23 protein-coding genes are annotated in these 22,094 nt (G+C 40.0%); 9 read left to right on the top strand and 14 right to left on the bottom strand.

Translation table 11 applies throughout. The annotated features are described in order from the left end of the window. Positions 1-4 precede the first annotated feature (4 nt). From cysI to CWB62_RS06100, 3 genes are all read left to right on the top strand, one after another. A complete protein-coding gene (cysI, locus tag CWB62_RS06110; RefSeq protein WP_138527358.1) occupies positions 5-1,702 on the top strand; it encodes an assimilatory sulfite reductase (NADPH) hemoprotein subunit in 1,698 nt (565 codons plus the stop codon). A gap of 42 nt (positions 1,703-1,744) precedes the next feature. Further along, positions 1,745-2,485, top strand: a complete 741-nt coding sequence (locus CWB62_RS06105) for a phosphoadenylyl-sulfate reductase (protein ID WP_058405919.1) — start codon at positions 1,745-1,747, stop codon at positions 2,483-2,485. A gap of 138 nt (positions 2,486-2,623) precedes the next feature. After that, a complete protein-coding gene (locus CWB62_RS06100) occupies positions 2,624-3,166 on the top strand; it encodes a DUF4124 domain-containing protein (RefSeq protein ID WP_138527357.1) in 543 nt (180 codons plus the stop codon). Positions 3,167-3,169: 3 nt separating this feature from the next. On the opposite strand, the gene CWB62_RS06095 is transcribed toward CWB62_RS06100, so the two are convergent. The 4 genes from CWB62_RS06095 to CWB62_RS06080 form a co-directional block, all read right to left on the bottom strand. Beyond that, a complete protein-coding gene (locus tag CWB62_RS06095; RefSeq protein ID WP_138527356.1) occupies positions 3,170-3,415 on the bottom strand; it encodes a hypothetical protein in 246 nt (81 codons plus the stop codon). 134 nt (positions 3,416-3,549) lie between these two features. Then, a complete protein-coding gene (acnA, locus tag CWB62_RS06090; RefSeq protein ID WP_138527355.1) occupies positions 3,550-6,294 on the bottom strand; it encodes an aconitate hydratase AcnA in 2,745 nt (914 codons plus the stop codon). Between the two features lie 199 nt (positions 6,295-6,493). Continuing rightward, a complete protein-coding gene (locus CWB62_RS06085) occupies positions 6,494-6,922 on the bottom strand; it encodes a hypothetical protein (RefSeq protein WP_138527354.1) in 429 nt (142 codons plus the stop codon). A 95-nt stretch (positions 6,923-7,017) separates the two neighbouring features. Continuing rightward, a complete protein-coding gene (locus CWB62_RS06080) occupies positions 7,018-7,401 on the bottom strand; it encodes an RNA-binding S4 domain-containing protein (protein ID WP_058405924.1) in 384 nt (127 codons plus the stop codon). A 227-nt stretch (positions 7,402-7,628) separates the two neighbouring features. On the opposite strand from CWB62_RS06080, the gene CWB62_RS06075 reads away from it, so the two are divergent. Both CWB62_RS06075 and CWB62_RS06070 read left to right on the top strand, forming a co-directional pair. Next, on the top strand, positions 7,629-7,916 hold the full coding sequence (locus tag CWB62_RS06075) for a hypothetical protein (protein WP_058405925.1): 288 nt from the start codon (positions 7,629-7,631) through the stop codon (positions 7,914-7,916). 55 nt (positions 7,917-7,971) lie between these two features. Continuing rightward, on the top strand, positions 7,972-8,637 hold the full coding sequence (locus CWB62_RS06070; RefSeq protein ID WP_138527353.1) for a hypothetical protein: 666 nt from the start codon (positions 7,972-7,974) through the stop codon (positions 8,635-8,637). Between the two features lies 1 nt (position 8,638). Here the strand turns inward: CWB62_RS06070 and CWB62_RS06065 are convergent, their stop codons facing one another. From CWB62_RS06065 to glnA, 5 genes are all read right to left on the bottom strand, one after another. Next, complete coding sequence (locus CWB62_RS06065) at positions 8,639-9,097, bottom strand: cyclic nucleotide-binding domain-containing protein (RefSeq protein WP_006791339.1); 459 nt, start codon at positions 9,095-9,097, stop codon at positions 8,639-8,641. Positions 9,098-9,123: 26 nt separating this feature from the next. Next, positions 9,124-10,509 (bottom strand): nitrogen regulation protein NR(I), encoded by a 1,386-nt coding sequence (ntrC, locus tag CWB62_RS06060; protein ID WP_058405928.1) that lies wholly within the window; start codon positions 10,507-10,509, stop codon positions 9,124-9,126. Positions 10,510-10,523: 14 nt separating this feature from the next. Then, positions 10,524-11,594, bottom strand: coding sequence for a nitrogen regulation protein NR(II) (gene glnL / locus CWB62_RS06055; protein WP_058405929.1), 1,071 nt, complete (start codon positions 11,592-11,594; stop codon positions 10,524-10,526). An 83-nt stretch (positions 11,595-11,677) separates the two neighbouring features. Next, complete coding sequence (locus CWB62_RS06050; protein WP_283235009.1) at positions 11,678-12,199, bottom strand: DUF4124 domain-containing protein; 522 nt, start codon at positions 12,197-12,199, stop codon at positions 11,678-11,680. 114 nt (positions 12,200-12,313) lie between these two features. Then, positions 12,314-13,720 carry a glutamate--ammonia ligase gene (gene glnA / locus CWB62_RS06045; protein WP_058405931.1) on the bottom strand — a complete coding sequence of 469 codons (1,407 nt, stop codon included), beginning with the start codon at positions 13,718-13,720 and terminating at the stop codon, positions 12,314-12,316. A 506-nt stretch (positions 13,721-14,226) separates the two neighbouring features. On the opposite strand from glnA, the gene typA reads away from it, so the two are divergent. After that, positions 14,227-16,050 (top strand): translational GTPase TypA, encoded by a 1,824-nt coding sequence (typA, locus tag CWB62_RS06040; RefSeq protein ID WP_058405932.1) that lies wholly within the window; start codon positions 14,227-14,229, stop codon positions 16,048-16,050. Positions 16,051-16,262: 212 nt separating this feature from the next. Further along, positions 16,263-16,580: a hypothetical protein gene (locus CWB62_RS06035; protein WP_058405933.1), complete on the top strand. Its 318-nt coding sequence runs from the start codon at positions 16,263-16,265 to the stop codon at positions 16,578-16,580. 159 nt (positions 16,581-16,739) lie between these two features. Here CWB62_RS06035 and CWB62_RS06030 read toward each other — a convergent pair whose 3' ends face one another. The 4 genes from CWB62_RS06030 to CWB62_RS06015 all read right to left on the bottom strand — a co-directional run bounded on the left by CWB62_RS06030 (position 16,740) and on the right by CWB62_RS06015 (position 19,929). Further along, on the bottom strand, positions 16,740-17,471 hold the full coding sequence (locus CWB62_RS06030; protein ID WP_058405934.1) for a CBM9 family sugar-binding protein: 732 nt from the start codon (positions 17,469-17,471) through the stop codon (positions 16,740-16,742). Positions 17,472-17,543: 72 nt separating this feature from the next. Continuing rightward, entirely contained in the window at positions 17,544-17,969 is a 426-nt protein-coding gene (locus tag CWB62_RS06025) for a BLUF domain-containing protein (protein WP_058405935.1), read from the bottom strand. Positions 17,970-18,041: 72 nt separating this feature from the next. After that, on the bottom strand, positions 18,042-19,133 hold the full coding sequence (locus tag CWB62_RS06020) for an MBL fold metallo-hydrolase (protein ID WP_058405993.1): 1,092 nt from the start codon (positions 19,131-19,133) through the stop codon (positions 18,042-18,044). Between the two features lie 142 nt (positions 19,134-19,275). Continuing rightward, a complete protein-coding gene (locus CWB62_RS06015) occupies positions 19,276-19,929 on the bottom strand; it encodes a DUF2959 domain-containing protein (protein WP_006791329.1) in 654 nt (217 codons plus the stop codon). 85 nt (positions 19,930-20,014) lie between these two features. On the opposite strand from CWB62_RS06015, the gene CWB62_RS06010 reads away from it, so the two are divergent. Then, positions 20,015-20,917, top strand: coding sequence for a virulence factor BrkB family protein (locus tag CWB62_RS06010; protein ID WP_058405936.1), 903 nt, complete (start codon positions 20,015-20,017; stop codon positions 20,915-20,917). Next, on the top strand, positions 20,918-21,355 hold the full coding sequence (dtd, locus tag CWB62_RS06005; protein ID WP_058405937.1) for a D-aminoacyl-tRNA deacylase: 438 nt from the start codon (positions 20,918-20,920) through the stop codon (positions 21,353-21,355). Here the strand turns inward: dtd and CWB62_RS06000 are convergent. Further along, on the bottom strand, positions 21,352-22,065 hold the full coding sequence (locus tag CWB62_RS06000; protein WP_058405938.1) for a spermidine synthase: 714 nt from the start codon (positions 22,063-22,065) through the stop codon (positions 21,352-21,354). The two genes, dtd and CWB62_RS06000, sit on opposite strands and share 4 nt — an antisense overlap. Positions 22,066-22,094: the final 29 nt, after the last annotated feature.

The following is a 22,094-nucleotide window of genomic DNA, read 5'->3' as shown; positions in this document are numbered from 1 at the left end:
TAAAATGAGCGAACAAGATAAAAACGTAAAGCTTTCTGATAACGAGCGTTTGAAAAGAGAAAGTAACTTTTTACGTGGCACTATAGAGCAAGACTTAAAAGATGAGATAACCGGTGGTTTCACTGCTGATAACTTCCAGTTAATTCGTTTTCATGGCATGTATCAGCAAGACGACCGCGATATTCGTCCAGAGCGCGCTAAACAAAAGCTTGAGCCATTGCATAACGTAATGCTACGTGCGCGTATGCCTGGCGGTATTATTAAGCCAGAGCAATGGTTAGCAATCGATAAATTTGCTGATGAGAAAACTAGCTACGGCAGCATTCGTTTAACTACGCGTCAAACGTTTCAGTTTCATGGTGTATTAAAGCCAAATATTAAAGGCATGCACCAAATGTTAAACAGTGTGGGTATTGATTCAATTGCAACTGCGGGCGATGTAAACCGTAATGTGTTGTGTACTACCAACCCGGTTGAGTCTGAGCTACATCAAGAAGCGTATGAGTGGGCTGCTAAAATTTCAGAGCACTTGTTACCAAAAACAAAAGCGTATGCTGAAATTTGGTTAAACGGCGAAAAAGCAGAAACAACAGAAGAGCCTATTTTAGGGTCTAATTATTTACCACGTAAGTTTAAAACAACCGTCACTATTCCGCCTAATAACGAGGTTGATGTTCATGCTAACGATTTAAACTTTGTCGCTATTGCAGAAGCCGGCAAGCTTGTTGGCTTTAACGTACTTGTAGGTGGTGGCCTTGCGATGACCCACGGCGATACGGCTACGTATCCACGTAAGGCTGACGACTTTGGCTTTATTAGCCTAGAAGACACGCTAAAAATTGCAGAGCACGTTGTATCTGTACAGCGCGATTGGGGTAACCGTTCAAACCGTAAAAATGCAAAAACCAAATACACACTAGACCGTGTTGGGTCAGACGTATTTAAAGCCGAAGTAGAAAAACGCGCAGGCGTTAACTTTGCACCGAGCCGCCCGTATGAGTTTACTCATCGAGGCGATCGTATTGGCTGGGTAGAAGGCATTGATGGTAAGCACCACTTAACGCTATTTATTCAAAGCGGCCGTATTTTAGACTACCCAGGTAAGCCACTTAAAACAGGTTGTCGTAAAATTGCAGAAGTTCACCAAGGTGATATGCGTATGACGGCAAACCAAAACTTAATAATTGCTGGTGTACCTGCCGATCAAAAAGCAGTGATTGAAGAAATTGCTCGCAATCATGGGTTGATTGACGACGGTGATACAGAGCAACGTAAAAATTCAATGGCCTGTGTGGCATTACCCACATGCCCGCTAGCAATGGCTGAAGCTGAACGTTACTTACCAAGCTTAATTGAAAAAACTGAAGCACTACTTGCTAAACACGGCATTCCAGACGACAGCATTATTATGCGTGTTGTAGGCTGCCCTAATGGGTGTGGCCGCGCAATGCTTGCAGAGGCCGGTTTAGTAGGTAAAGGCCCTGGTAAATATAACGTTTACTTAGGCGGCAACCTTGAAGGTACACGCATTCCTAAATTGTACCTAGAAAACGTAGGCGAAGATGTTTACCTAGAGGCGTTTGACAAGTTAATAGGCCAGTGGGCAAGTGAGCGAAACGACGGTGAATGTTTTGGTGACTTTGTAATTCGCAAAGGCATTGTTGCTGAAGTAAAAGTATCAGTAACCGATTTTCACGCATAATTAGATACCAGCGCCTGGCGCTGGTGAGGCTTGGAATTTTCCATGAGTGAATTTAAAAATATATTACAGCTAGATAAACAAAGCCAAGCAGCTATGTTGGCTGATGCTAATGGTTTACTAGCAGATATGAACGCAGAGGAACGCGTTGCGTGGGCACTTGAAAATTTACCCGACACTGCGTTTTTATCCTCAAGCTTTGGGATTCAAGCTGCGGTAATGCTGCATTTAGTAACGACCCAGCGTCCAGATATTCCTGTAGTATTAACAGACACAGGTTATTTGTTTCCTGAAACGTACCAGTTTATTGAGCAAATGAGCGAGCGTTTATCACTTAATTTAAAAGTGTACAAAGCGCAGCTGAGCCCAGCATGGCAAGAAGCTAAGTTTGGAAAACTTTGGGAGCAAGGTGAAGACGGTATTAAGCAATATAACCAGCTCAATAAAGTTGAGCCAATGACCCGTGCGTTAAAAGAAATTGAAGCGGGCACCTGGTTTAGTGGTTTGCGTCGCGACCAGTCATCAACACGAGCAGATAAGCAGTTTGTAGAAATTAGCAGAGGGACGGTTAAGGTATACCCCATTATTGAATGGTCAAACCGTGATGTCTATCAATACCTGACCAAGCATGATTTGCCTTACCACCCGTTATGGGAGCAAGGGTATGTGTCAATGGGAGATGTACACACTACGCGTAAATTAGAGCCGGGTATGACCGAAGAAGAAACACGCTTTTTTGGTTTAAATCGCGAATGTGGTCTTCATATGGACGGCGATGGGATTTAACACGATTAAGACGTTGTTTAACCACACTATAACGCAGCATAAGCTGCGTTTTTTATTGCTTAGATTTTGATAAAAAATTGCTTGATTGCACTTTATTTACTACTATCAACTTAATGGAATAACAAAAGCAGGAACGCTATGAAATACTTTACCTATTTAGCAATATCAGTCATGGTTATTGCTGTAATATCATTGTTTTATTTAAAAAAGCCCGATGGCCAAACTTGGCTTTCTGGTTCAGTAGTTAGCAAAGAAACCCAGCAAATTAAAGAACAAATGGTGGCGCTATCAACCAATACGCTAAATCAAGCTGTAAAAGGCATCCAGCAGGCTGGGGATAAAATTACCAGTGGCATTTCAAGCAATACATCAACAGTGACATCTTCAAGTACAATTTATAAGTGGCAAGATGAAACAGGCCAATGGCATTATTCAGATAGCCCTAATCCGAATGGAAAAAGTATAGAATTAACCCTTAACCCTGAAGACATAACCGTGATTGGTGCAGAAGATACCTCTATTTTAAATTTAGAATCTAGCACTAATGAGATGTCAGCTAATACACAGGCTCCTTCAATATTAAACCCTGAATCGATTAAAAAGCTGTTTGAAGACGCAGAAAACATCGAAAAAAAATTAGAAAAACGTAATAAAGAAATTAATAATTTAAGTGTGCTTTAAGCGCTATTCATGAGTACGAGAGCGGGTATAACGTTTTTCAACTTCCATTAGTAATATGGTTAGATATATTTTGGTGGGAAGTGATAATAATATGCCCACTGCAATGCAAGCTGCGGATGCAATAATGCCGTTAATACCAAATTGCTCATTAAACCCATTAGATATGATAAGTGCATGGCCCGTAATTATAAGGCATAAGCCAAGCACGATGGATGCTTTAAGTACTCTAATAATAGTTAGATGCGACATAACGCCCCCACTGGTTATGGTACCAGTGTATTAAGCTATGTGTTTTGCATATTGATGCAGCGCAATAATAAGACAGTTATAAAAAAGGCCTCATGGTTTTAACCATAAGGCCTTTGAATCATTCACTACGCAGCTTAGTTAAGCATATTACGCAGTACATACTGTAAAATACCGCCATGCTTGTAGTAATCCCACTCTTTAGGTGTATCAATACGTACATCGGCTTTTACGCTTGTTTTTTTGCCCTCGGCATTTGTAGCCACAAGTGTAACTTCGTCGGTTTTATCGTACAGGCCTTGAATATCAAACTCTTCTTGTCCTGTTAAACCATGTGACTCATAACTTTCACCCTCTTTAAATTGTAATGGCAGTACACCCATCCCGATTAAGTTAGAGCGGTGAATACGTTCATAACTTTGTGCAAAAACGGCTTTTACACCCAACAGTAATGAGCCTTTCGCAGCCCAATCGCGAGACGAGCCTGTTCCATATTCTTTTCCGGCCAAAATAATAAGTGGTGTATCATTTTTTTGATATGCCATAGCTGCATCGTAGATACTTTCTAAGCTATTGTCTGGTTGCGTGCGTGTTACACCGCCTTCTGTGCCCGGTGCTAACAAGTTTTTTAGTCGCACGTTAGCAAAGGTGCCACGCATCATTACTTCATGGTTACCCCTACGAGAGCCGTAAGAATTAAATTGTGCTTTTTCTACATTGTGTTCTTGCAGGTAAAGCCCAGCAGGTGCTTCGGCTTTAATTGCGCCAGCAGGCGAAATATGATCGGTTGTAACCGAGTCTCCTAGCTTAGCTAAGCAGCGCGCTCCTTCAATAGTAGGAATGCCAGGTGGCTCTACGGTCATGCCATCAAAAAATGGTGCTTTTTTAATATAGGTAGATGCGTCGTTCCAATCATATAATTTACCATCAGGTATTTGAATTTGTTGCCAACGGCTGTCGCCTTCATAAACATTGGCGTAGCTTTTGGCAAACATTTCTTTGGTAACCGTCTCTTTTACTAAATCGCTAACCTCTTTTACGCTTGGCCAAATGTTTTTAAGGTAAATATCGTTACCGTTTTCATCTTGTGCAAGAGGCTCGTTATAAACATCTATGTCTGTTCTACCTGCAATTGCGTAAGCAACAACTAAAGGAGGTGACGCTAAAAAGTTCATTTTAACATCTTGGTGTATACGCCCTTCAAAATTACGATTACCTGATAAGATAGAGCTGACTACCAGCTTGTGTTTTTGAATAGCTTGTGAGATTTCATCAGCTAGCGGTCCAGAGTTACCAATACAGGTGGTGCAACCGTAACCCACTAAATTAAAACCTAAGCTTTCTAAGTCGTCCATCAAACCTGCTTTGTCTAAGTAGTCAGTGACCACTTTAGAGCCTGGTGCAAGTGAGGTTTTAACCCAAGGTTTAACATTAATACCGAGTTGTTTTGCTTTTTTAGCCACAAGGCCCGCGGCTAAAATAACACTTGGATTAGAGGTATTAGTACAGCTTGTAATAGCTGCAATAACGCAGGCACCGTCGTTAAGTTCAAACTCTTGGCCTTTGTAATTAACTTTTGCCGCCCCCATAAATTGTGCTTCGTTTACAGGTTCATCAGGGTTGGTTGTGGGGCCTTCGCTTTCGATACGCGATTGCTCATCATCACTTTTATCGCGATGTGCGATACGCTCTTCTTGAAAGCCTTTTAAATGTTGAGAAATTTCCTCGCCGGCTTTGTTGAGCGCTATTCTGTCTTGTGGACGTTTAGGGCCCGCAAGGCTTGGTACAACATCATCGAGCTTTAGTTCTAGTGTGTCGGTATAGCGAGCTTCGTCGCCATCGTTACGCCACAGGCCCTGGTGTTTTGCGTAATCTTCAATAAGTTTTAGTTGGTCTTCATCGCGGTTGGTGAGGCGTAAATAATTAATGGTTTCATCATCAATTGGAAAAATACCACATGTAGCGCCATATTCGGGTGCCATGTTTGCAATGGTTGCTCTATCAGCAAGGGGGAGATCTGCAAGGCCATCGCCATAAAATTCCACAAACTTGCCGACCACACCGTGGTTACGCAAAATTTCAGTTACTGTAAGCACTAAATCGGTTGCTGTTGTGCCTTCAGGTAATCGGCCACTAAGCTTCATACCAACTACTTGTGGAATGAGCAAGCTAATAGGCTGGCCAAGCATAGCAGCTTCAGCCTCAATGCCACCTACACCCCAACCAAGTACACCTAAGCCATTAATCATGGTGGTGTGTGAGTCAGTACCAACCAGTGTGTCGGGGTAGGCAAACTTTTTACCATTGCTATCTTCATTGAAAATAACACGGGCTAGGTATTCTAAATTAACTTGGTGAACAATTCCGGTTGCGGGAGGCACCACTTTTAAGTTATCAAATGCCGTTTGGCCCCAGCGTAAAAATTCGTAGCGTTCTTTATTGCGGTCGTATTCAAGTTTGGCGTTTAAATCGAAGGCACCGTCATTACCATAGCCGTCTACTTGAACTGAATGGTCTATCACTAACTCAGCAGGCGAAAGCGGATTAATTTTTGCAGGATCCCCACCTAATTTTTCCATTGCATCTCGCATTGCAGCTAAATCAACAATGGCAGGTACGCCAGTAAAGTCTTGCATTACTACCCGTGCAGGGGTAAATGCAACTTCAGATGATGGTTTTGCCTTTGGATCCCAATTTAGTAGCGCATTAATATCTTGCTCTTTAATGTTTTCGCCGTCTTCGTTGCGCAGTAAATTTTCGAGTAAGACTTTTAAGGAGAAGGGGAGTCGTTTTGCTTTGTCGCCAAGTCCTTTTAGAGAATGTATATTATATTGCTCACCATTAATTGTGAGCTCATGTTGGGTATCGAAACTATTTTTCATTATTTTGCCCCTTCTTAACTAATTAAATTTTTTAAAAAGTAACCTCTGTAATTAGGTTATTGCAAAGTGCATACCATGATAAATGAACCTTAAATAGCTGCATTTATGAACAGCTAGAGTCGGGAGTAAGGTTTTAAATTATGATTTTAATAAACCATCTATGACAACTAAAAAACGTTGTTCAGCTGGCCCCATCAAGCTAGTTTAGCCAGCCTTGTTGTTTGCCTTTTATACTTAAATAAATAAGCGCTAAGGCAATGACAACTACCAATGATGGCATGATAATCGAGCTTACTCCGAGTAGAGCAATGCTATCAATTACAAAAAAGTTGTAGTATTGCTGAATTACTATCGCGCCGAGCGATAAAGCAAAAGTAGGTGTTGCAAGCGATTTTTTAGCAAGTAAAAATACGCAGCCTAAGGCACCGCCAAAAACGGCAACAGCAAAGGCAATGGTGGCCCATATTGGGGTGTTTGAATATGCAGCTTGTTGATCTAATGGTAGTTTACTGATCATATCTGGGCTTGTCATTATGTGCATAATGAATGCTATAACGCCCAATAAATTCCATATAAGAGCAGCCCAAGCTACAGGTTTAAACCATTTTTTAGGTGTGTGAGATGACATGTTGTGACCTTGTTTTTATTATTATTAACAAGGTTATTAAAGAGTAAAAAAGCCAACTATACAAGTTGACCTTTTTTGTAGTGCAGATTATGGGCTTACCCAAATGAAATAGGGCGTCGTCCTGTTTTTTCATCGACCTTTGGCTTTTTAGTACGTTTACGCTTACTTTTTGCTGGTTGGTTTTCCGCAGCTGAAGTATTTTGCTTGGGTTCAACAGGTGCTTGTTCAATCGGTTTTTGTACTGGGGTTGCATCTTCACTCAGAGAGAGTTGAAAAAGTTCGCCATCAAATTCAAGCACATCACCACTGTATAATTTTTTCCGTTTTATTGTACAAATTTCATGGTTAACACCCACATAGCCTTCGGTGATTAGGTTTTTAGCTTGGCCGCCACCTTCAACTAAATTGAGTACTTTTAATAATTTACAGAGCTCTATAGGCTCTTCTTCTAGTTCTATTTCTATGTATTCTTCGTTCATTTTTACTCTCGGTGGAGGCTTGCATAGGCTGTAGTATAAAGGCATACAGCCAATTATGCACCAAACCAAATCACTCAAATTTACGTATTAATTATTTTAAAAAAAATGACTCCCTTAAAAAAACTGAAGTATTTATTAGTTAAGCTGCGGCGAGTCACTTTTGTAGGTGGCTTACTAATTGCTATAGCTGTGTCGAATTTAGAATACATAGAATCATGGAGTAAAAAATGGGCGTAAGATTAGCAATGAGAAAAGAGCTAATGGGCTTAAATCATTCAGACATGTTAACTGCCGATGATGTTAGGGAACACCTTAGTAAATCAATAAAAAAACACGACCAAAAACCTGAGCGAGGGTTTTCGGTTATTTCAAAATTTAACGATACACACAGCCAGTTACTAAGTGGCAATACTAACAAAAAAAGCGTTTTGGAATTTGAACGTCACCGCTTATTTAAAGAGGTGTTATATACGCGCAAAAGTGTAGATGCTTGGTTGAATAACCAAATAAATTAGGTTGCTATAAGTCATTACCTCTAATAGACTACATTTGTAATCAATTGAGGTGACTATGAAAAAAGGATTTTTAATTTGTGTACTGGCATGTATGTTAGCCGCATGCCAGCAACCCACCGTTTATGTTTTTAGTGAAAATTTGCAAGTTGAACAGCGCAACCAGCTCGATGCTGCGCTAAAAGCACAGAACCTTCCTTATGAATATGTAGAACTAGAAATCCCATCTGATTTTGGTGAGGCTACATTGCTTTTATCAAGCGATAAGATTTATCAAAAAGAGACTGAGCAGTTAGCTATTATTATGCAAGAGCTAGGTTATCAACCCGAAATTAACTACACCACACGATCAAATCATTTTTATGGCGATGGCAATATAGGCTTTTATTTAAAAAGTACTGATGGAGAAGGCGCTTTTACTATGCCGTCTCGGCTAAGGACAACCCAATGCAGCGAAGATAAGTACAATGATTTAATCGTTTCCTTTACCAAAAAGCATGCTGATTTTACCTTACCCAGTGGCGCTATTGTGAGGTTAGGTTGGGAGTTTTTATACGGTTACGTTGTCATTTATTACAAAAATTATTCGCAAACATATAGCCACTCACAGCCGCTTGTAAATACGCCCTTTGGCGCCAAGCCATCCGATACTTACACATTTACAGCCCATGTCAATAACCCAAGCTGGCTTGATTGCTCATTACAGGTTGTTTATATGGATTGAACTAACCGTGGTTTTCTATATAGTCACTGAGCTTGGTTATTCGCTCGCTCATGCCTTCAATAATACGGTCTTTAATTTTTTCTCGAATGACATTGGGTAATTGAGTGAGTGCTTCGGGAGTGATGGCAAGGACAATGGTGTCGGTTTTGGCGCGGGCACTTGTACTGCGCTCTCGGTTATTTATAAATGCGCCTTCACCTATAAATTCGCCAGGCTCTATTGTGCCCAGTTCAAGTAAGTGATTATGCTTAAATACTAAAAGTGCGCCGCTAAGTACAATATACAATCGTTTATCGTTATCAAACTGCTTAAACAAAAATTGATGTTGGCCAACTAAATATAACAGGCCATATGATTCTAATAAAATTTGACGCTCGTTAAGCGTAAACTCTTTAAAAAAATGCAGCCTGTTAATTATTTCCATTTGTTTGAACAAAGGAATATGTTCGATTAATTTCATTCGATATCAAAATTTAATGCACATTGTTAACTAATATTGCGCTCTTTTAATTTACGGGTCAATGTATTGCGACCCCAGCCTATTTTTATGGCCGCATCTTGTTTGTGGCCAGAACAATTAGCGAGTGCAGTTTTAATCAAGCGTGTTTCTAATTGTGCTTGTATATCAGGCCAAATATTTTCTTTGCCTTGTTTTAGTTCATTATTAAGCCATTGCTGAAAAGCATCCAGCCAATCACCTTCTACTTGTATTGGTGTTACTTCAATAATTTCAGGGGGCAAATCTTGCTCTGTAACAAGCTCGCCTGGTGCCATAACCGTTAACCAACGACAGGTGTTTTCAAGCTGGCGAACATTGCCTGGCCAGTTAAATAAACGAAGTTGCTCAGTGGCTTTAGGGCTCAACACTTTACTTTCTACTTGCAGATCTTTAGCGCTTTTATGTAAAAAGTGTTGCGCTAAGCGTTCAATATCTTCGGTGCGTTCACGTAAAGCAGGTAAACGAAGGCGAACTACATTTAATCGATGAAATAAATCGTCTCTAAACTTACCTTGTTTAACGAGATCTTCTAAGTTTTGATGTGTCGCTGCAATGATACGTACATCGACTTTGATACTTTGATGCCCACCTACACGGTAAAATTCACCATCGGCAAGTACGCGTAAAAGACGGGTTTGCACATCAAGCGGCATATCACCAATTTCATCTAAAAATAAAGTGCCGCCATTGGCTTGCTCAAAGCGACCTTTTCGTACGCTATCGGCACCAGTAAATGCTCCTTTTTCATGGCCAAACAGTTCAGACTCAACTAATTCTTTTGGAATAGCGGCCATATTAAGGGCAATAAACTGGTTTTCTTTACGGGGACTATGGTTGTGCAGTGCACTTGCAACGAGCTCTTTACCTGTACCCGACTCACCATTAATCAAAACACTCATGCTTGATGCTGACAGTTTACCTATCGCTCTAAATACTTCTTGCATAGCCGGTGCTTCACCAATGATGTGGGCACTTTTAGGTGGCGCTTGTTTGCGTTTGGTTTTTTTTGTGGAGTTTGCTCTAAATGCGCTTTCAACAAGTGCAACGGCTTCATTTAAATCAAATGGTTTAGCTAAGTACTCAAATGCCCCTTTTTGAAAGGCATTCACTGCTGAATCTAGGTCTGAGTGTGCAGTCATTATGATCACTGGTAAGCCAGGGTTTTGTTCTGCGATGAGTTCAAGCAGCGCCATGCCGTCCATACCGGGCATTTTTACGTCCGACACCAAAACAGCTGGCTGGCTAAATTTTAATGCATTAAGTACATCTTGCGCATTAGCAAAACTTTCCACATTAAAACCAGAACGTTCTAGTGCTTTTTCAAGTACAAAACGAATTGATGCGTCATCATCTACAAGCCAAACTGTTTTCATGCAAACTCCAAACATTAATCTGCAAAGGGCAGATAGATATTAAATTCAGTATGTCCAGGCCAGCTATCACATTCAATGTAGCCATCGTGTTGATCAATAAGCGTTTGCGCAATCGAGAGTCCAAGTCCAGAGCCACCTTCTTTATTGGTGATCATAGGGTAGAACAATGTTTCACGTATGCTGTGATCAATGCCTGGGCCGTTATCAGATATTTGGATCAACAAGGCTTTTTTAGGAGCCTTACCCGGGCGGCGATGCTGATGATTTATTCGTGTTTTTATTTTTATCTCACCACCATCAATAAGCGCCTGCTGAGCATTACGAACAATATTCAAAACAACTTGTTGTATTTTGCTCTGATCAATAAACACATCAGGGATACTAGGGTCGTAGTCTTTTTTCAATTCGATATTTGTACAATTATCGAGTGTGCTTAACTTCACAACCGACTCTAACGCTTGGTGTATATTAACGTAAGATTTTTGCGGAAGCTGATTAGGCCCTAAAAGTCTATCTACTAATTCACGTAATCTGTCTGCTTGCTCTATAATGAGCTCAGCGCATTGATTTCTTTCTTGCTGATCAACCTCATATTGCAATAACTGCGCCGCTCCGCGGATTCCACCCAAAGGATTTTTAATTTCGTGTGCTAAGCCTCTTATTAAATTGCGTGCAGCTTGGTATTGGTGCATTTGATTTGAGGCCTGATCGTGTTTTATTTCGTCGTCTGTTTGGCGACACTCTAATAAAATATAAGCAATCCCTTTAAAGTTAATTCGTCTTGAATTAACGCTTACTTTGGCATGGCGAGAATCGCTAAACACCACGTCAGCTCTGTGTTGTTGGCAATCAACACCATCAATTAATGAAAACTGCGCTATTCGTTTTAAGTCAATTGAATGGTAATTAAAAAGGGTATCAAAGGGCTGTTTCAATAAGCGTTTAGTAGCCAGCCCAAGTAACTCACTGGTACTGGTATTTGCATAAACAACCGTAAAGTTTTTATCGAGAAGCATGACCGACGTTGTTTGATTTTGCCATATGGCATCAAGTAATTCAGGGCTAAAATTTTCGTTATTAATCATGTATGCACCATTTTAGTGCGCAGGTGTTTGCAGGTCAGGTTTTATCTAAAATGAGCTGCTGCGCCTAAGTATTAAGTTTCGCTTTAATTGCCATGGGTTTTGCCTTTTCTGCGCATATTAAATATACGAGGCTCGCTCACAGCGATAATTTGGTTTTTCTCGTTAAACAGCCTCAGTTGAAGCATGTGTTCACCGGCTTCAACATCAGCAATTGCAAATACGGAGTTGTTTATTGCAGGGCCGTTTGCTTCTCCATTAACAAGCAATTGAATGGTATACCCTGTTTTAAAGCTCGGGATTACCCGGCTGGTGACGTATATTGTTCCGGTATTTTCATGAATGGTTTGATTGTGCTCAGGTGACGTAATGGCAATACCAAACCCTGTTTTTTTAGTATGGGATTGGCTGCTGAGAGTCGCTATATCTTTAGCGGGTATAGTTAAACTTTGGCTAGAGAGTTTGACCTCTGTAGCACCTTTACGCGGTGTATCTGAAAACACTAAAACGCCATTTTGATCCTTCCAAGCGTAAATTCTTTTTTCACCCGCATAACCATAATTACTTAATCCTAAAGTAATCATTAGCAATAAAATCTTACTATTCACACTGCTACCCTGCAATTTTTATGATGGCTTAACTTTAGTGGAGTTTGATTTAATTTACCATTAAAAAAGCCCGCTTAGCGGGCTTGAGAACACACATTCTTTTACAGTGTTAAATTAACAGCTGTAGTACATTTCAAACTCAACTGGGTGAGTTGTCATGTTAAGCTTTTCAACTTCTTGACCCTTAAGTGCAATGTAAGCATCAATTAGGTCATCAGTGAATACACCACCTTGAGTTAAGAACTCACGGTCAGCACTTAGTGCATCGAGTGCTTCACCAAGTGAAGATGCAACTTGTGGAATTTCTGCTGCTTCTTCTGCTGGTAAGTCATATAAATCTTTATCCATTGCATCGCCAGGGTGGATCTTGTTTTTGATACCATCAAGGCCAGCCATAAGCATTGCTGAGAAAGCAAGGTATGGGTTAGCTGTTGGATCTGGGAAACGTACTTCAATACGACGACCTTTCGCAGATGGTACCACTGGGATACGAATTGAAGCAGAACGGTTACGTGCAGAGTATGCAAGCATTACTGGCGCTTCAAAGCCCGGTACTAAACGTTTGTACGAGTTAGTTGATGCGTTAGCAAATGCGTTAATAGCTTTAGCATGCTTGATAATGCCGCCAATGTAGTAAAGCGCCTCTTCAGATAGGCCGCCGTACTTATCGCCTGCAAACAAGTTTACACCGTCTTTAGCTAAAGACTGGTGACAGTGCATACCAGAGCCGTTATCACCAACAATTGGCTTAGGCATAAATGTAGCTGTTTTTCCGTATAAATGAGCCATGTTATGAATAACATATTTCATCTCTTGGATTTCATCCGCTTTTAAAACCATGCTGTTAAAACGCGTTGCGATTTCGTTTTGGCCAGCTGTTGCTACTTCGTGGTGATGTGCCTCTACCACTTGACCTAGTTCTTCAAGCACTAAACAAGTGGCTGAACGCCAATCTTGTGAAGAATCAACAGGTGAACAAGGGAAGTAACCGCCTTTAACACCTGGACGGTGACCAGTGTTACCGCCTTCGTAATCTTTATCTGAGTTCCATGCCGCTTCAACAGCATCAACTTTGTACATTGAACCAGACATATCTGATTTGTATTTAACATCGTCGAAAAGGAAAAACTCTGGCTCTGGCCCAAATAACACAGTATCTGCGATACCTGTAGATTTCATGTACTCTTCAGCACGTTTTGCAACAGAGCGTGGGTCACGCTCGTAACCTTGAAGTGTAGAAGGCTCTACAACGTCACAACGTACAATTAATGTCGTTTCTTCAGTGAATGGGTCAAGTTTTACTGATTCAGCAACAGGCATTAATACCATGTCTGATTCGTTAATGCCTTTCCAGCCAGCAATTGAAGAACCGTCAAACATTTTACCGTCTTCGAAAAAATCTTCATCAACTTGGTGATGAGGAATAGATACATGTTGCTCTTTACCTTTTGTATCAGTAAAGCGTAAATCAATGAACTTAACGTCATTTTCTTTAATAAAATCTAAAACCGATTGTGACATGTGTCCTCCAACTATTGGGTTTTATTATTGCTGCATAATTGCTTTGGGATTTATTAAGCTGATTTTGTGCCATTTTTATAACTCTATGTTTATAGGTTAAAAAAACTTAGTTGCTACAATGTGGGGCATAAAATGGCACCAACATGGTGCGGTTAAGTTCCACTTTGGTGCAAGCTGTGCACGCTCTATTTTGTTGTTAATTTAATCGCTCGAAATCAGCATAACCTAAATGTAAAAGAGTGCCAAAAATATCGTATAAATAGTGTAAACTGCATTTTTGAAAAAATAATGACAATTTATTTCATATAATTGTCATATATAAAACAGATACTTAGTAAAAGTATTGAGAAAGTTTTGAAAATTGTATTGGATAAACTTTCATCCATGTCATTAATGAGGGATAATATGCGCCCTTTTAAATCCTATGCTTGGACATCTCGTGAAAACGCAGATGAGTGCGTAGATCTTGCAGGATCATTGAGAATTTAATTTCTCTGAGTAAATATATGAGCATCGAACAGTTAAGAAATATAGCGATTATCGCGCACGTTGACCACGGTAAAACAACTCTGGTTGACAAACTACTTGAGCAATCAGGTACATTAGAAACACGCGGCGGTAACGAAGAGCGCGTGATGGACTCAAACGACATTGAGAAAGAACGTGGTATTACCATTTTAGCTAAAAACACAGCTATCTCTTGGAATGATTACCACATCAATATCGTAGATACCCCGGGACACGCCGATTTCGGTGGTGAAGTTGAACGCGTACTTTCGATGGCTGACTCAGTATTATTACTTGTTGATGCTCAAGAAGGTCCAATGCCACAAACGCGTTTCGTAACGCAAAAGGCATTCGCGCAAGGCTTAAAGCCAATCGTCGTTATCAATAAAATTGATAAGCCAGGTGCACGCCCTGATTGGGTTATGGATCAAATCTTTGATTTATTCGATAACCTTGGCGCAACTGACGAACAGTTAGACTTTAAAGTAATCTACGCATCAGCTATCAACGGTTGGGCAACATTAGATTTAGACGAGCCATCAGACAACATGGAACCTATGTTCAAGATGATCGTTGATGAAGTATCACCACCGGATGCAGATCCTGAAGGTGACTTCCAAATGCAAATCTCTCAGCTTGATTACAACTCGTACAAAGGTGTAATTGGTATTGGCCGTATTAAGCGCGGTTCTGTTGCGACTAACCAACAAGTGACGGTTATCAGCGCTGACGGCACGACTCGTAACGGTAAAATTGGTTCAGTACAAAGCTACTTAGGCCTTGAGCGTATCGATACTGATAAAGCTTATGCAGGTAACATCGTTACTGTAACAGGTTTAGGCGAGCTTAAGATTTCAGATACGCTTTGTTGTCCTAACAACGTTGAAGCATTACCACCACTAAGTGTTGATGAGCCAACAGTAACAATGACGTTCTCTGTAAATAACTCTCCGTTCTGTGGTAAAGAAGGTAAGTTTGTAACATCACGTAATATTCGTGAGCGTTTAGACAAAGAATTAGTACACAACGTAGCACTTCGTGTTGCAGATACAGATAACCCAGATAGCTTCCGCGTATCGGGTCGTGGTGAATTACACCTAGGTATCTTAATTGAGAACATGCGTCGTGAAGGTTACGAGCTAGCTGTTTCTCGTCCAGAAGTAATCTTACGTACTGTTGATGGTGTGTTAGAAGAACCGTATGAAACACTAACGATTGACTGTGAAGAAGAGCACCAAGGTTCTATCATGGAGCAAATTGGTCTTCGTAAAGGTGAGTTAACTGACATGGCACCAGATGGTAAAGGTCGTATGCGTATGGACTTTATGATCCCAAGCCGTGGCTTAATTGGTTTCCAAACTGAGTTCATGACATTAACGTCAGGTTCTGGCTTACTTTACCATACGTTCGATCACTACGGTCCGCACAAAGGTGGCGAGCTAGGTGTTCGTAAGAACGGCGTAATGATTGCTAACGCAACAGGTAAAGCACTTACTAACGCATTATTTAACTTACAAGAGCGCGGCCGTTTATTCATCGGTCACGGTGTTGAAGTTTATGAAGGTATGGTTATCGGTATTCATAGCCGTGATAACGACCTTACTGTTAACGCACTTAAAGGTAAGCAACTTACTAACGTTCGTGCATCTGGTACAGATGAAGCACAAACATTGACACCAGCACTTAACTATTCACTTGAGCAAGCGCTTGAGTTTATTGCTGATGATGAGCTAGTAGAAGTTACACCTGAGAACATTCGTATTCGTAAACGTCATTTAACTGAAAATGAGCGTAAACGTGCGGGTCGTGCTCCTAAGTCATAATCTATTAATTTAGAATAATGATTTTAAAAGCCGCTGTATTGCAAAATACAGCGGCTTTTTTGTGGATAATAGTTAGCCAGGGAAGAGCTTTAAGCCCTCAGGTTAGAGCATCGCAGTTGGTTCGATACTGTTGAACAGTTTTTTTATGTTGGACCTAAAAAAGGTATTAAGTTATTATCAAAGCTATATTTACTATGTGCGAGTGAGCTAGTGTGAATACCGAAAATGAAATTAAGGCAAAACTAGAGATAGAACATATTGCTGAACTGCAAAAATATAAAGATGAATTTGAAACGTTAGGAAAAAATGATTGGGGCTTGAAAGATCTCATATCAATTTTTTTACCGTTTGTTTTGTTATCAATTGCTAATGGCTTCTATGATATTGAAACTGAATTATTTCAAATTATATGTCTTATTTTCCTTGCTTCAGCTGTGGTGCAGGGAATGATTAGGGAGCAGACCAAAAAAACAAATCGCAGAATTGATTTGCTTCTTAAAATTTTTAAACACGAGCAAAAAGATGGTTAAAATTAGCTTTATATTAGGGCGCAGCGCTCTTTATAAGCAAAAACGTGCTTGAGAATTAAATAATCTATATTGAAAAGTCTCTGTTTTTGCTAATAGGGTATTTTTGTTGGGTTTCGCTTAGCTCAACCCAACCTTTGTTATCAATTATTTCATTAGTGATTACTGACTTTTCGGTAGCAAAGTGATTTTGCCAAATACATCTGCGTCTATAAATCCACGGTTTCTGTCACCCTTCACAGGCTGTACTTCGTGTGAACCCATAAAGTGCTCGCGTGTTTCACTGCCATCGTTATCGCAATAGGCGAGCATAAAACCAATAACTTGTTTTTCTGTTAATTTAAGTGGTGTATTTTTTGCGTCTTGTTGATAATCATTCGGGTAGAGTTTTATCGCAACTTCCCAAGTAATGTTATAGGGTGCAGTGGTATTGCGTTTCCAGTTGCTAACTAAGTGGTCGGTATACAAGTGCGCTTTTTTATCAGGGCCGTAATCGGCAGCTTGGTTATCAAGGCCAATGTGGTACGCTAAAGCGGTGTGGTTAAATTGGTGAATCCCGCCCGATGCATCGCTATCTATAAATATTTCAAGGGCATCGTCATCCCAATATTTATAGGTTGGGTCTGGGTGTGTATCTATTAAAACATCATCTACAATATCGGCTTGTAGGTATAAGAATTTTTCATCCCACAATAAGCGATAGCGGCCTTTAAAATCGGCATCGTTTGAAGGCAGTGTACCATCCATTAAATGTGGCATATCGTGCCAAGCAGCCTTATCCCATGCGCTTTCAGATACGCCGTCAATATTAATAGGGGTTGATGTGTATTTTACGTCTGCCGCCATTATTTGGGTGCTGATTAATAAGCTTGTTGCTAAGAGTATTTTTTTCATTAATAGCCTTACTAATTGAAGATGACTTAGCTTGGCCTAAGTGACTATTAAAAACAAATATATATGTGTATTTTAACTAATAGCACCAGTAATGCTGTCTTTTAACGCGAGCATTAATAAGTGGGCACTTTCGCCAGACATTTTAAATGGATTAAAATCAACAGAGCCTGAAAATTTCAGATTCAGTGATTCGGTTACCCTAGATTGTGGAACATAACCCATAGACCACTTTTCAAATTCTCTTTCTGGAATTTGGGTATAGTTAAGCATAATTACATTGTGGTGACGCTTGTCATTTAATATTTGTTGATAGGTATTATTTACTGCAGTTCTGGAGCCATCAAGGCACTGTAAAAAGTACTTGTTACTAAAGCAAAGCATGCCGGTAACATGTGTTTTTACATTATAGGTACGAGCACTTTGTAAAATATTTTCTATATCTTTAGGCCCAAAGCCGTCTGTAATTTTGCTTGCGTAAATGAGTCGTACAAGAAACATATTATTCCCTCCTGCTTAGTTAATTAAAGATAGTTCAGCAAGGAGTTTATTACTAATTATGTTAGTGACTGATTAAAGTTTAATAGTCCCACCTTCGTTTAAAATATAAAGCGGCACTGATGATTTCATTGTTTTATGCATGTGTAATAAACGCAGTAAGGCTGAATGACTCGTCCGATCGCCCATTTTCCATGATGAGTTACCATATCCCCAAGGTATCATTACCTTGCAGTTAAGCTCTTGTGCGGCTGTAAGAGCATCTTCTGGTGTAGTATGAACATAACGATACCATTTAGGGTTATCTTCGCTGTAGTACGATGCTATGGGCATTAAACATATGTCTATGCCGCCATAGTTGTGTTGAATATCTTTAAAATGCTTTGAGTAGCCTGTGTCGCCTGCAAAAAATAAGGTTTTGCCATTTTGCTCAAGTAACCAGCCATTCCATAAGTCTTTATCGTTATCTTCATAAATAAAGGGCACTAATATTCGACTGCTGAAATGATGCGCAGGTAGTGCATGAATAGTTAAATCATCAATTTTAGTTTTTGCATACCACGCCATTTCGCTAATATTAAGCCCTGCATTTGGAAAGTTATCTGCCATGCCTAATGGTGCTAAGTAACGTGGTTTGCTGCCTATTTCTTCTATATCAGATTTATTAAAGTGATCGTAATGAATATGTGAATACATAACGGCGTCTACGTTTTCGAGTTCAGTTTTGCTTAGCCAGTCACCTGGTTTTCGATAAAAGCCAGAGGCAAGCTTAAATGCTAAATCAACCGGGGAATCAAACTGCTCTTTTACAGGGTCAAATACGACATGTTGGCCGCTAGGTGTTCGGATCAAAAAACCAGCATGCCCTAACCAACGTATATTAAAGCCAAGGCTTAGATGCGGGTTTAATTGCTCAGCGTTATATGTGCAATTCTCAGCAGTGGTTTCGCATATTACGTTGGGGTGCTTTGGGTAGCAGTCGGTTTCACACGTAACTGGGTAGGTTTTTTCGCCCATATAGAGATTGTGATAGCGATCTTTACGCTCACCTGATTCATGAATTGGCGTTACGCTGTCTTGCCCTGCAATAACATTGATATTGTTGTTTGTGCTACAGGCAGCTAAAAAACTTGAGGAAATAAGTAAGCACAGTGTGTGTAATTTCATTTCTATTATTTTTATTGCTTCAATTAGGTAAAAGTTTAACAAACGCTATTTATTAAACAATGTGTTAATCGTAACAAAAAATAATTATAAAAAAGCCTGTTAGAGTAACAGGCTTTTAGGGGAGCTATATTAAGTAGTATTATTAGGCTTTGTTCATTTGCTCAATAAATTTGTTTGAATCGGCAATTGACTTGTTCATGTCGTTCATCAGTATCTGAATATCGCGTTTAAGGTTAGTAAATTCACCTTTTATAGCAGCAACGGCCTGTGCATTTAAATTATGCTTTAAGTACAAAACGTTATCTTTTAGTGATGAGAGAACTGGTTCCATTTTACTTTCAGCACTTCGCATAGAGCGAAGAAGCTGATCAAACTGGCGCTTAGTGGCGTTAAGTTTTTTACTGCTTTCGCGTTTTAACGAAGCGCTTTTGTATTGTTCTAACTCATCGCTCCACTCATCAAACAATGCTTCAGCAACGTCTTCTACTTTATTAATATTGGTAGTAACGTCGTCTGCGGCTTTAAGGCTTGATTCGTAATCGTCATTGAGTTGGTTGTAAGCATCTTGTAGCTCACCGCCGTCGAAATTAATAAGTGTAGTTAAACGTTCAAGCGCTGACTGAAACTCTTCTTGAGACTCTTCTTGCGACTCTTTTGTTTCTTCTACGCGGTCAATAAGAATGTCACGTTTGTGAACGCCTACTTTTTCCATTGCAGAATAGTAAGCTGATTGACAGCCAGATAATGCTAACGTTAGGGCAAGTATTGATGCGCTTAACAGTGTTTGTTTTTTCATTTGATTCCCTATTTACGTGTAAGTGCTGTAAATTCCGGTGCTGATTGTTATGATAATCAAAACTCGATAAGCACAAGTCAATTGTATGAATGATAAGCTCTCCCATTACAAACAGCAAGTTAAGTCCTTTATACGCCAGCAACCCGGCTGGTGGATGCAATATATTAACCGTTGTATAGATGATCAAATTACAGTTAATGCTGGTTACCTTGCTTACGTAACGCTACTTTCATTAATACCACTTATTGCGGTGGGTGTTGCTATATTTTCAGCGTTTCCGGGGTTTGAATCGACACGCATGGAAATAGAAAGCTTTTTGTTTACTAACTTTGTACCGACTTCTACGGATGTGATCAGAGAGCATATTAGCTCCTTTGCAGGAAATGCCAATCAAATGACTGCAGTGGGTATAGGTTTTTTAGCCGCTGTTGCCTTACTTTTAATACGTAATGTAGATGCAACACTTAATCGTATTTGGCGTATTAAGAAAAAGCGCCCGATGATGATTTCATTTGCAGTGTATTGGATGGTACTGAGTTTAGGCCCCGTGTTACTGGGGGCAAGTATTGGTGTAACTTCGTACATTGTGTCGTTCGTCTCGTTTGCTGATCAAGGTATTCCAGGGTTTAGTGGTTTTTTATTAAAATTGCTCCCTTATGGAATTTCGATGATGGGGTTCATCATGCTTTATACCCTAGTGCCTAATACACGCGTATCGTTTAAAGCCGCAGTGCCAGGGGCATTATTTGCTGCGCTTTTATTTGAGCTAACAAAAAAAGGGTTTGCACTTTATATTAGCCACTTTCCTTCGTATGAAGTGATTTATGGTGCAGTAGCCACAATTCCAATTTTATTTGTGTGGGTGTATTTAGCGTGGGTAGTTGTACTTTTGGGCGCCGAATTTACGGCATGTATTAGCCCAAATGATATTGAGGATACCCCAGAAATAGAACTGGAAGAAGAACCAGAATTAAAGGATATACATTAAATGCAAGGGCTAATACAGCGCGTAAAACACGCAAAGGTAGAAGTTAACAACCAAGTAATTGGGCAAGTAGCGCAAGGTATTTTACTTTTGTTAGGTGTTGAAAAAGCAGACGATAAACACGCTGCCGATAAGCTTTTACATAAAGTCAGTAATTACCGAATTTTTACCGACGAAAACAACAAAATGAACTTAAGCCTAAAAGATATAGGCGGAGAGTTACTAGTGGTTTCGCAATTTACATTAGCGGCTGATACCAAAAAAGGAATGCGTCCGAGCTTTTCATCGGCGGCAACCCCAAGCCAAGCTAATGAGTTGTATGAGTATTTTGTTGACCAAGCCAAAGCGTTAGGAATTAAAGTAGCAACTGGGGAGTTCGGTGCCGATATGCAAGTGAGCTTATGTAACGATGGGCCGGTTACGTTTAACTTATCTGTTTAAGGTGTTTGCTTGTGAATCACAACAATATGGTTAACGTACCCCTTAATTTTTTGAGAGTGAATATCACAGCCAAATACATGGCGTAATTGTTGCTGAAGTTGCTTTAACTGTGAGCTGTGTTGCGATAAAAAATTAATAAAGAGTGTCCCGTTGTTGTTCAGCGCTGAGTAGATTTTTTCATAAAATGCGCGTTCAAATAAAAAACGGGGTGCATCTATGTGGCTAAACAAATCTAAAATAATCCAATCAATATTTCGGGCAGTATTTAATACCAGCTGCGCGTCAGCGCAAAGTAAATTCTCATCACTTTTGATTGCAAAAAACTGTGAATAACACGCCAATATTTCTGCGTTTTTTTCAACTGACGTTATATTTACTTGGGGGTATTGGTTAAGTAAATAGTTGCGAATAGCCCCACCACCTAGCCCAAGTTCAAGCACGTTATTAGGGGGTGAAAGTGTTTGCCATTGTTTAGCCAAATATTGTAAGTGAGGAAACAACAGAGCTTCAGGGTTTTTGACATCGATAATGGATTGCAACGTATTATTAATTAGCAGCCACCGCAAATTACCATGCTCGCGCACTTGAATGTGCTCGCCATTTACGTTGTGCCAATAAAGTAGGACTCCTTCATTTTGGCTGCCTTCAATAAAATGGCTATTAATTAGGCCTGTTGAGGCATCAATATATGTGGTCATGATCTTTAGCATAAACCAGCTTGGTTAAAGCGCAATGTGAT

The sequence above is a fragment of the Pseudoalteromonas sp. S408 genome, assembly GCF_005886645.1.
Taxonomy (GTDB): Bacteria; Pseudomonadota; Gammaproteobacteria; order Enterobacterales; family Alteromonadaceae; genus Pseudoalteromonas.
Note: the sequence above shows the minus strand (reverse complement) of the source record. Positions and strands in the feature narration are given on the sequence as shown.

Coding starts and splice junctions, on each gene's coding strand:
- CWB62_RS06105 (WP_058405919.1), top strand. CDS start 1,745: ATGAGTGAATTTAAAAATATATTACAGCTAGATAAACAAAGCCAAGCA.
- CWB62_RS06095 (WP_138527356.1), bottom strand. CDS start 3,415: ATGTCGCATCTAACTATTATTAGAGTACTTAAAGCATCCATCGTGCTT.
- CWB62_RS06030 (WP_058405934.1), bottom strand. CDS start 17,471: ATGAAAAAAATACTCTTAGCAACAAGCTTATTAATCAGCACCCAAATA.
- glnA (WP_058405931.1), bottom strand. CDS start 13,720: ATGTCACAATCGGTTTTAGATTTTATTAAAGAAAATGACGTTAAGTTC.
- glnL (WP_058405929.1), bottom strand. CDS start 11,594: ATGATTAATAACGAAAATTTTAGCCCTGAATTACTTGATGCCATATGG.
- dtd (WP_058405937.1), top strand. CDS start 20,918: ATGCAAGGGCTAATACAGCGCGTAAAACACGCAAAGGTAGAAGTTAAC.
- CWB62_RS06010 (WP_058405936.1), top strand. CDS start 20,015: ATGAATGATAAGCTCTCCCATTACAAACAGCAAGTTAAGTCCTTTATA.
- CWB62_RS06015 (WP_006791329.1), bottom strand. CDS start 19,929: ATGAAAAAACAAACACTGTTAAGCGCATCAATACTTGCCCTAACGTTA.
- CWB62_RS06000 (WP_058405938.1), bottom strand. CDS start 22,065: ATGCTAAAGATCATGACCACATATATTGATGCCTCAACAGGCCTAATT.
- CWB62_RS06075 (WP_058405925.1), top strand. CDS start 7,629: ATGGGCGTAAGATTAGCAATGAGAAAAGAGCTAATGGGCTTAAATCAT.
- CWB62_RS06020 (WP_058405993.1), bottom strand. CDS start 19,133: ATGAAATTACACACACTGTGCTTACTTATTTCCTCAAGTTTTTTAGCT.
- typA (WP_058405932.1), top strand. CDS start 14,227: ATGAGCATCGAACAGTTAAGAAATATAGCGATTATCGCGCACGTTGAC.
- CWB62_RS06065 (WP_006791339.1), bottom strand. CDS start 9,097: ATGAAATTAATCGAACATATTCCTTTGTTCAAACAAATGGAAATAATT.
- ntrC (WP_058405928.1), bottom strand. CDS start 10,509: ATGAAAACAGTTTGGCTTGTAGATGATGACGCATCAATTCGTTTTGTA.
- cysI (WP_138527358.1), top strand. CDS start 5: ATGAGCGAACAAGATAAAAACGTAAAGCTTTCTGATAACGAGCGTTTG.
- CWB62_RS06100 (WP_138527357.1), top strand. CDS start 2,624: ATGAAATACTTTACCTATTTAGCAATATCAGTCATGGTTATTGCTGTA.
- CWB62_RS06080 (WP_058405924.1), bottom strand. CDS start 7,401: ATGAACGAAGAATACATAGAAATAGAACTAGAAGAAGAGCCTATAGAG.
- CWB62_RS06025 (WP_058405935.1), bottom strand. CDS start 17,969: ATGTTTCTTGTACGACTCATTTACGCAAGCAAAATTACAGACGGCTTT.
- CWB62_RS06085 (WP_138527354.1), bottom strand. CDS start 6,922: ATGTCATCTCACACACCTAAAAAATGGTTTAAACCTGTAGCTTGGGCT.
- acnA (WP_138527355.1), bottom strand. CDS start 6,294: ATGAAAAATAGTTTCGATACCCAACATGAGCTCACAATTAATGGTGAG.
- CWB62_RS06070 (WP_138527353.1), top strand. CDS start 7,972: ATGAAAAAAGGATTTTTAATTTGTGTACTGGCATGTATGTTAGCCGCA.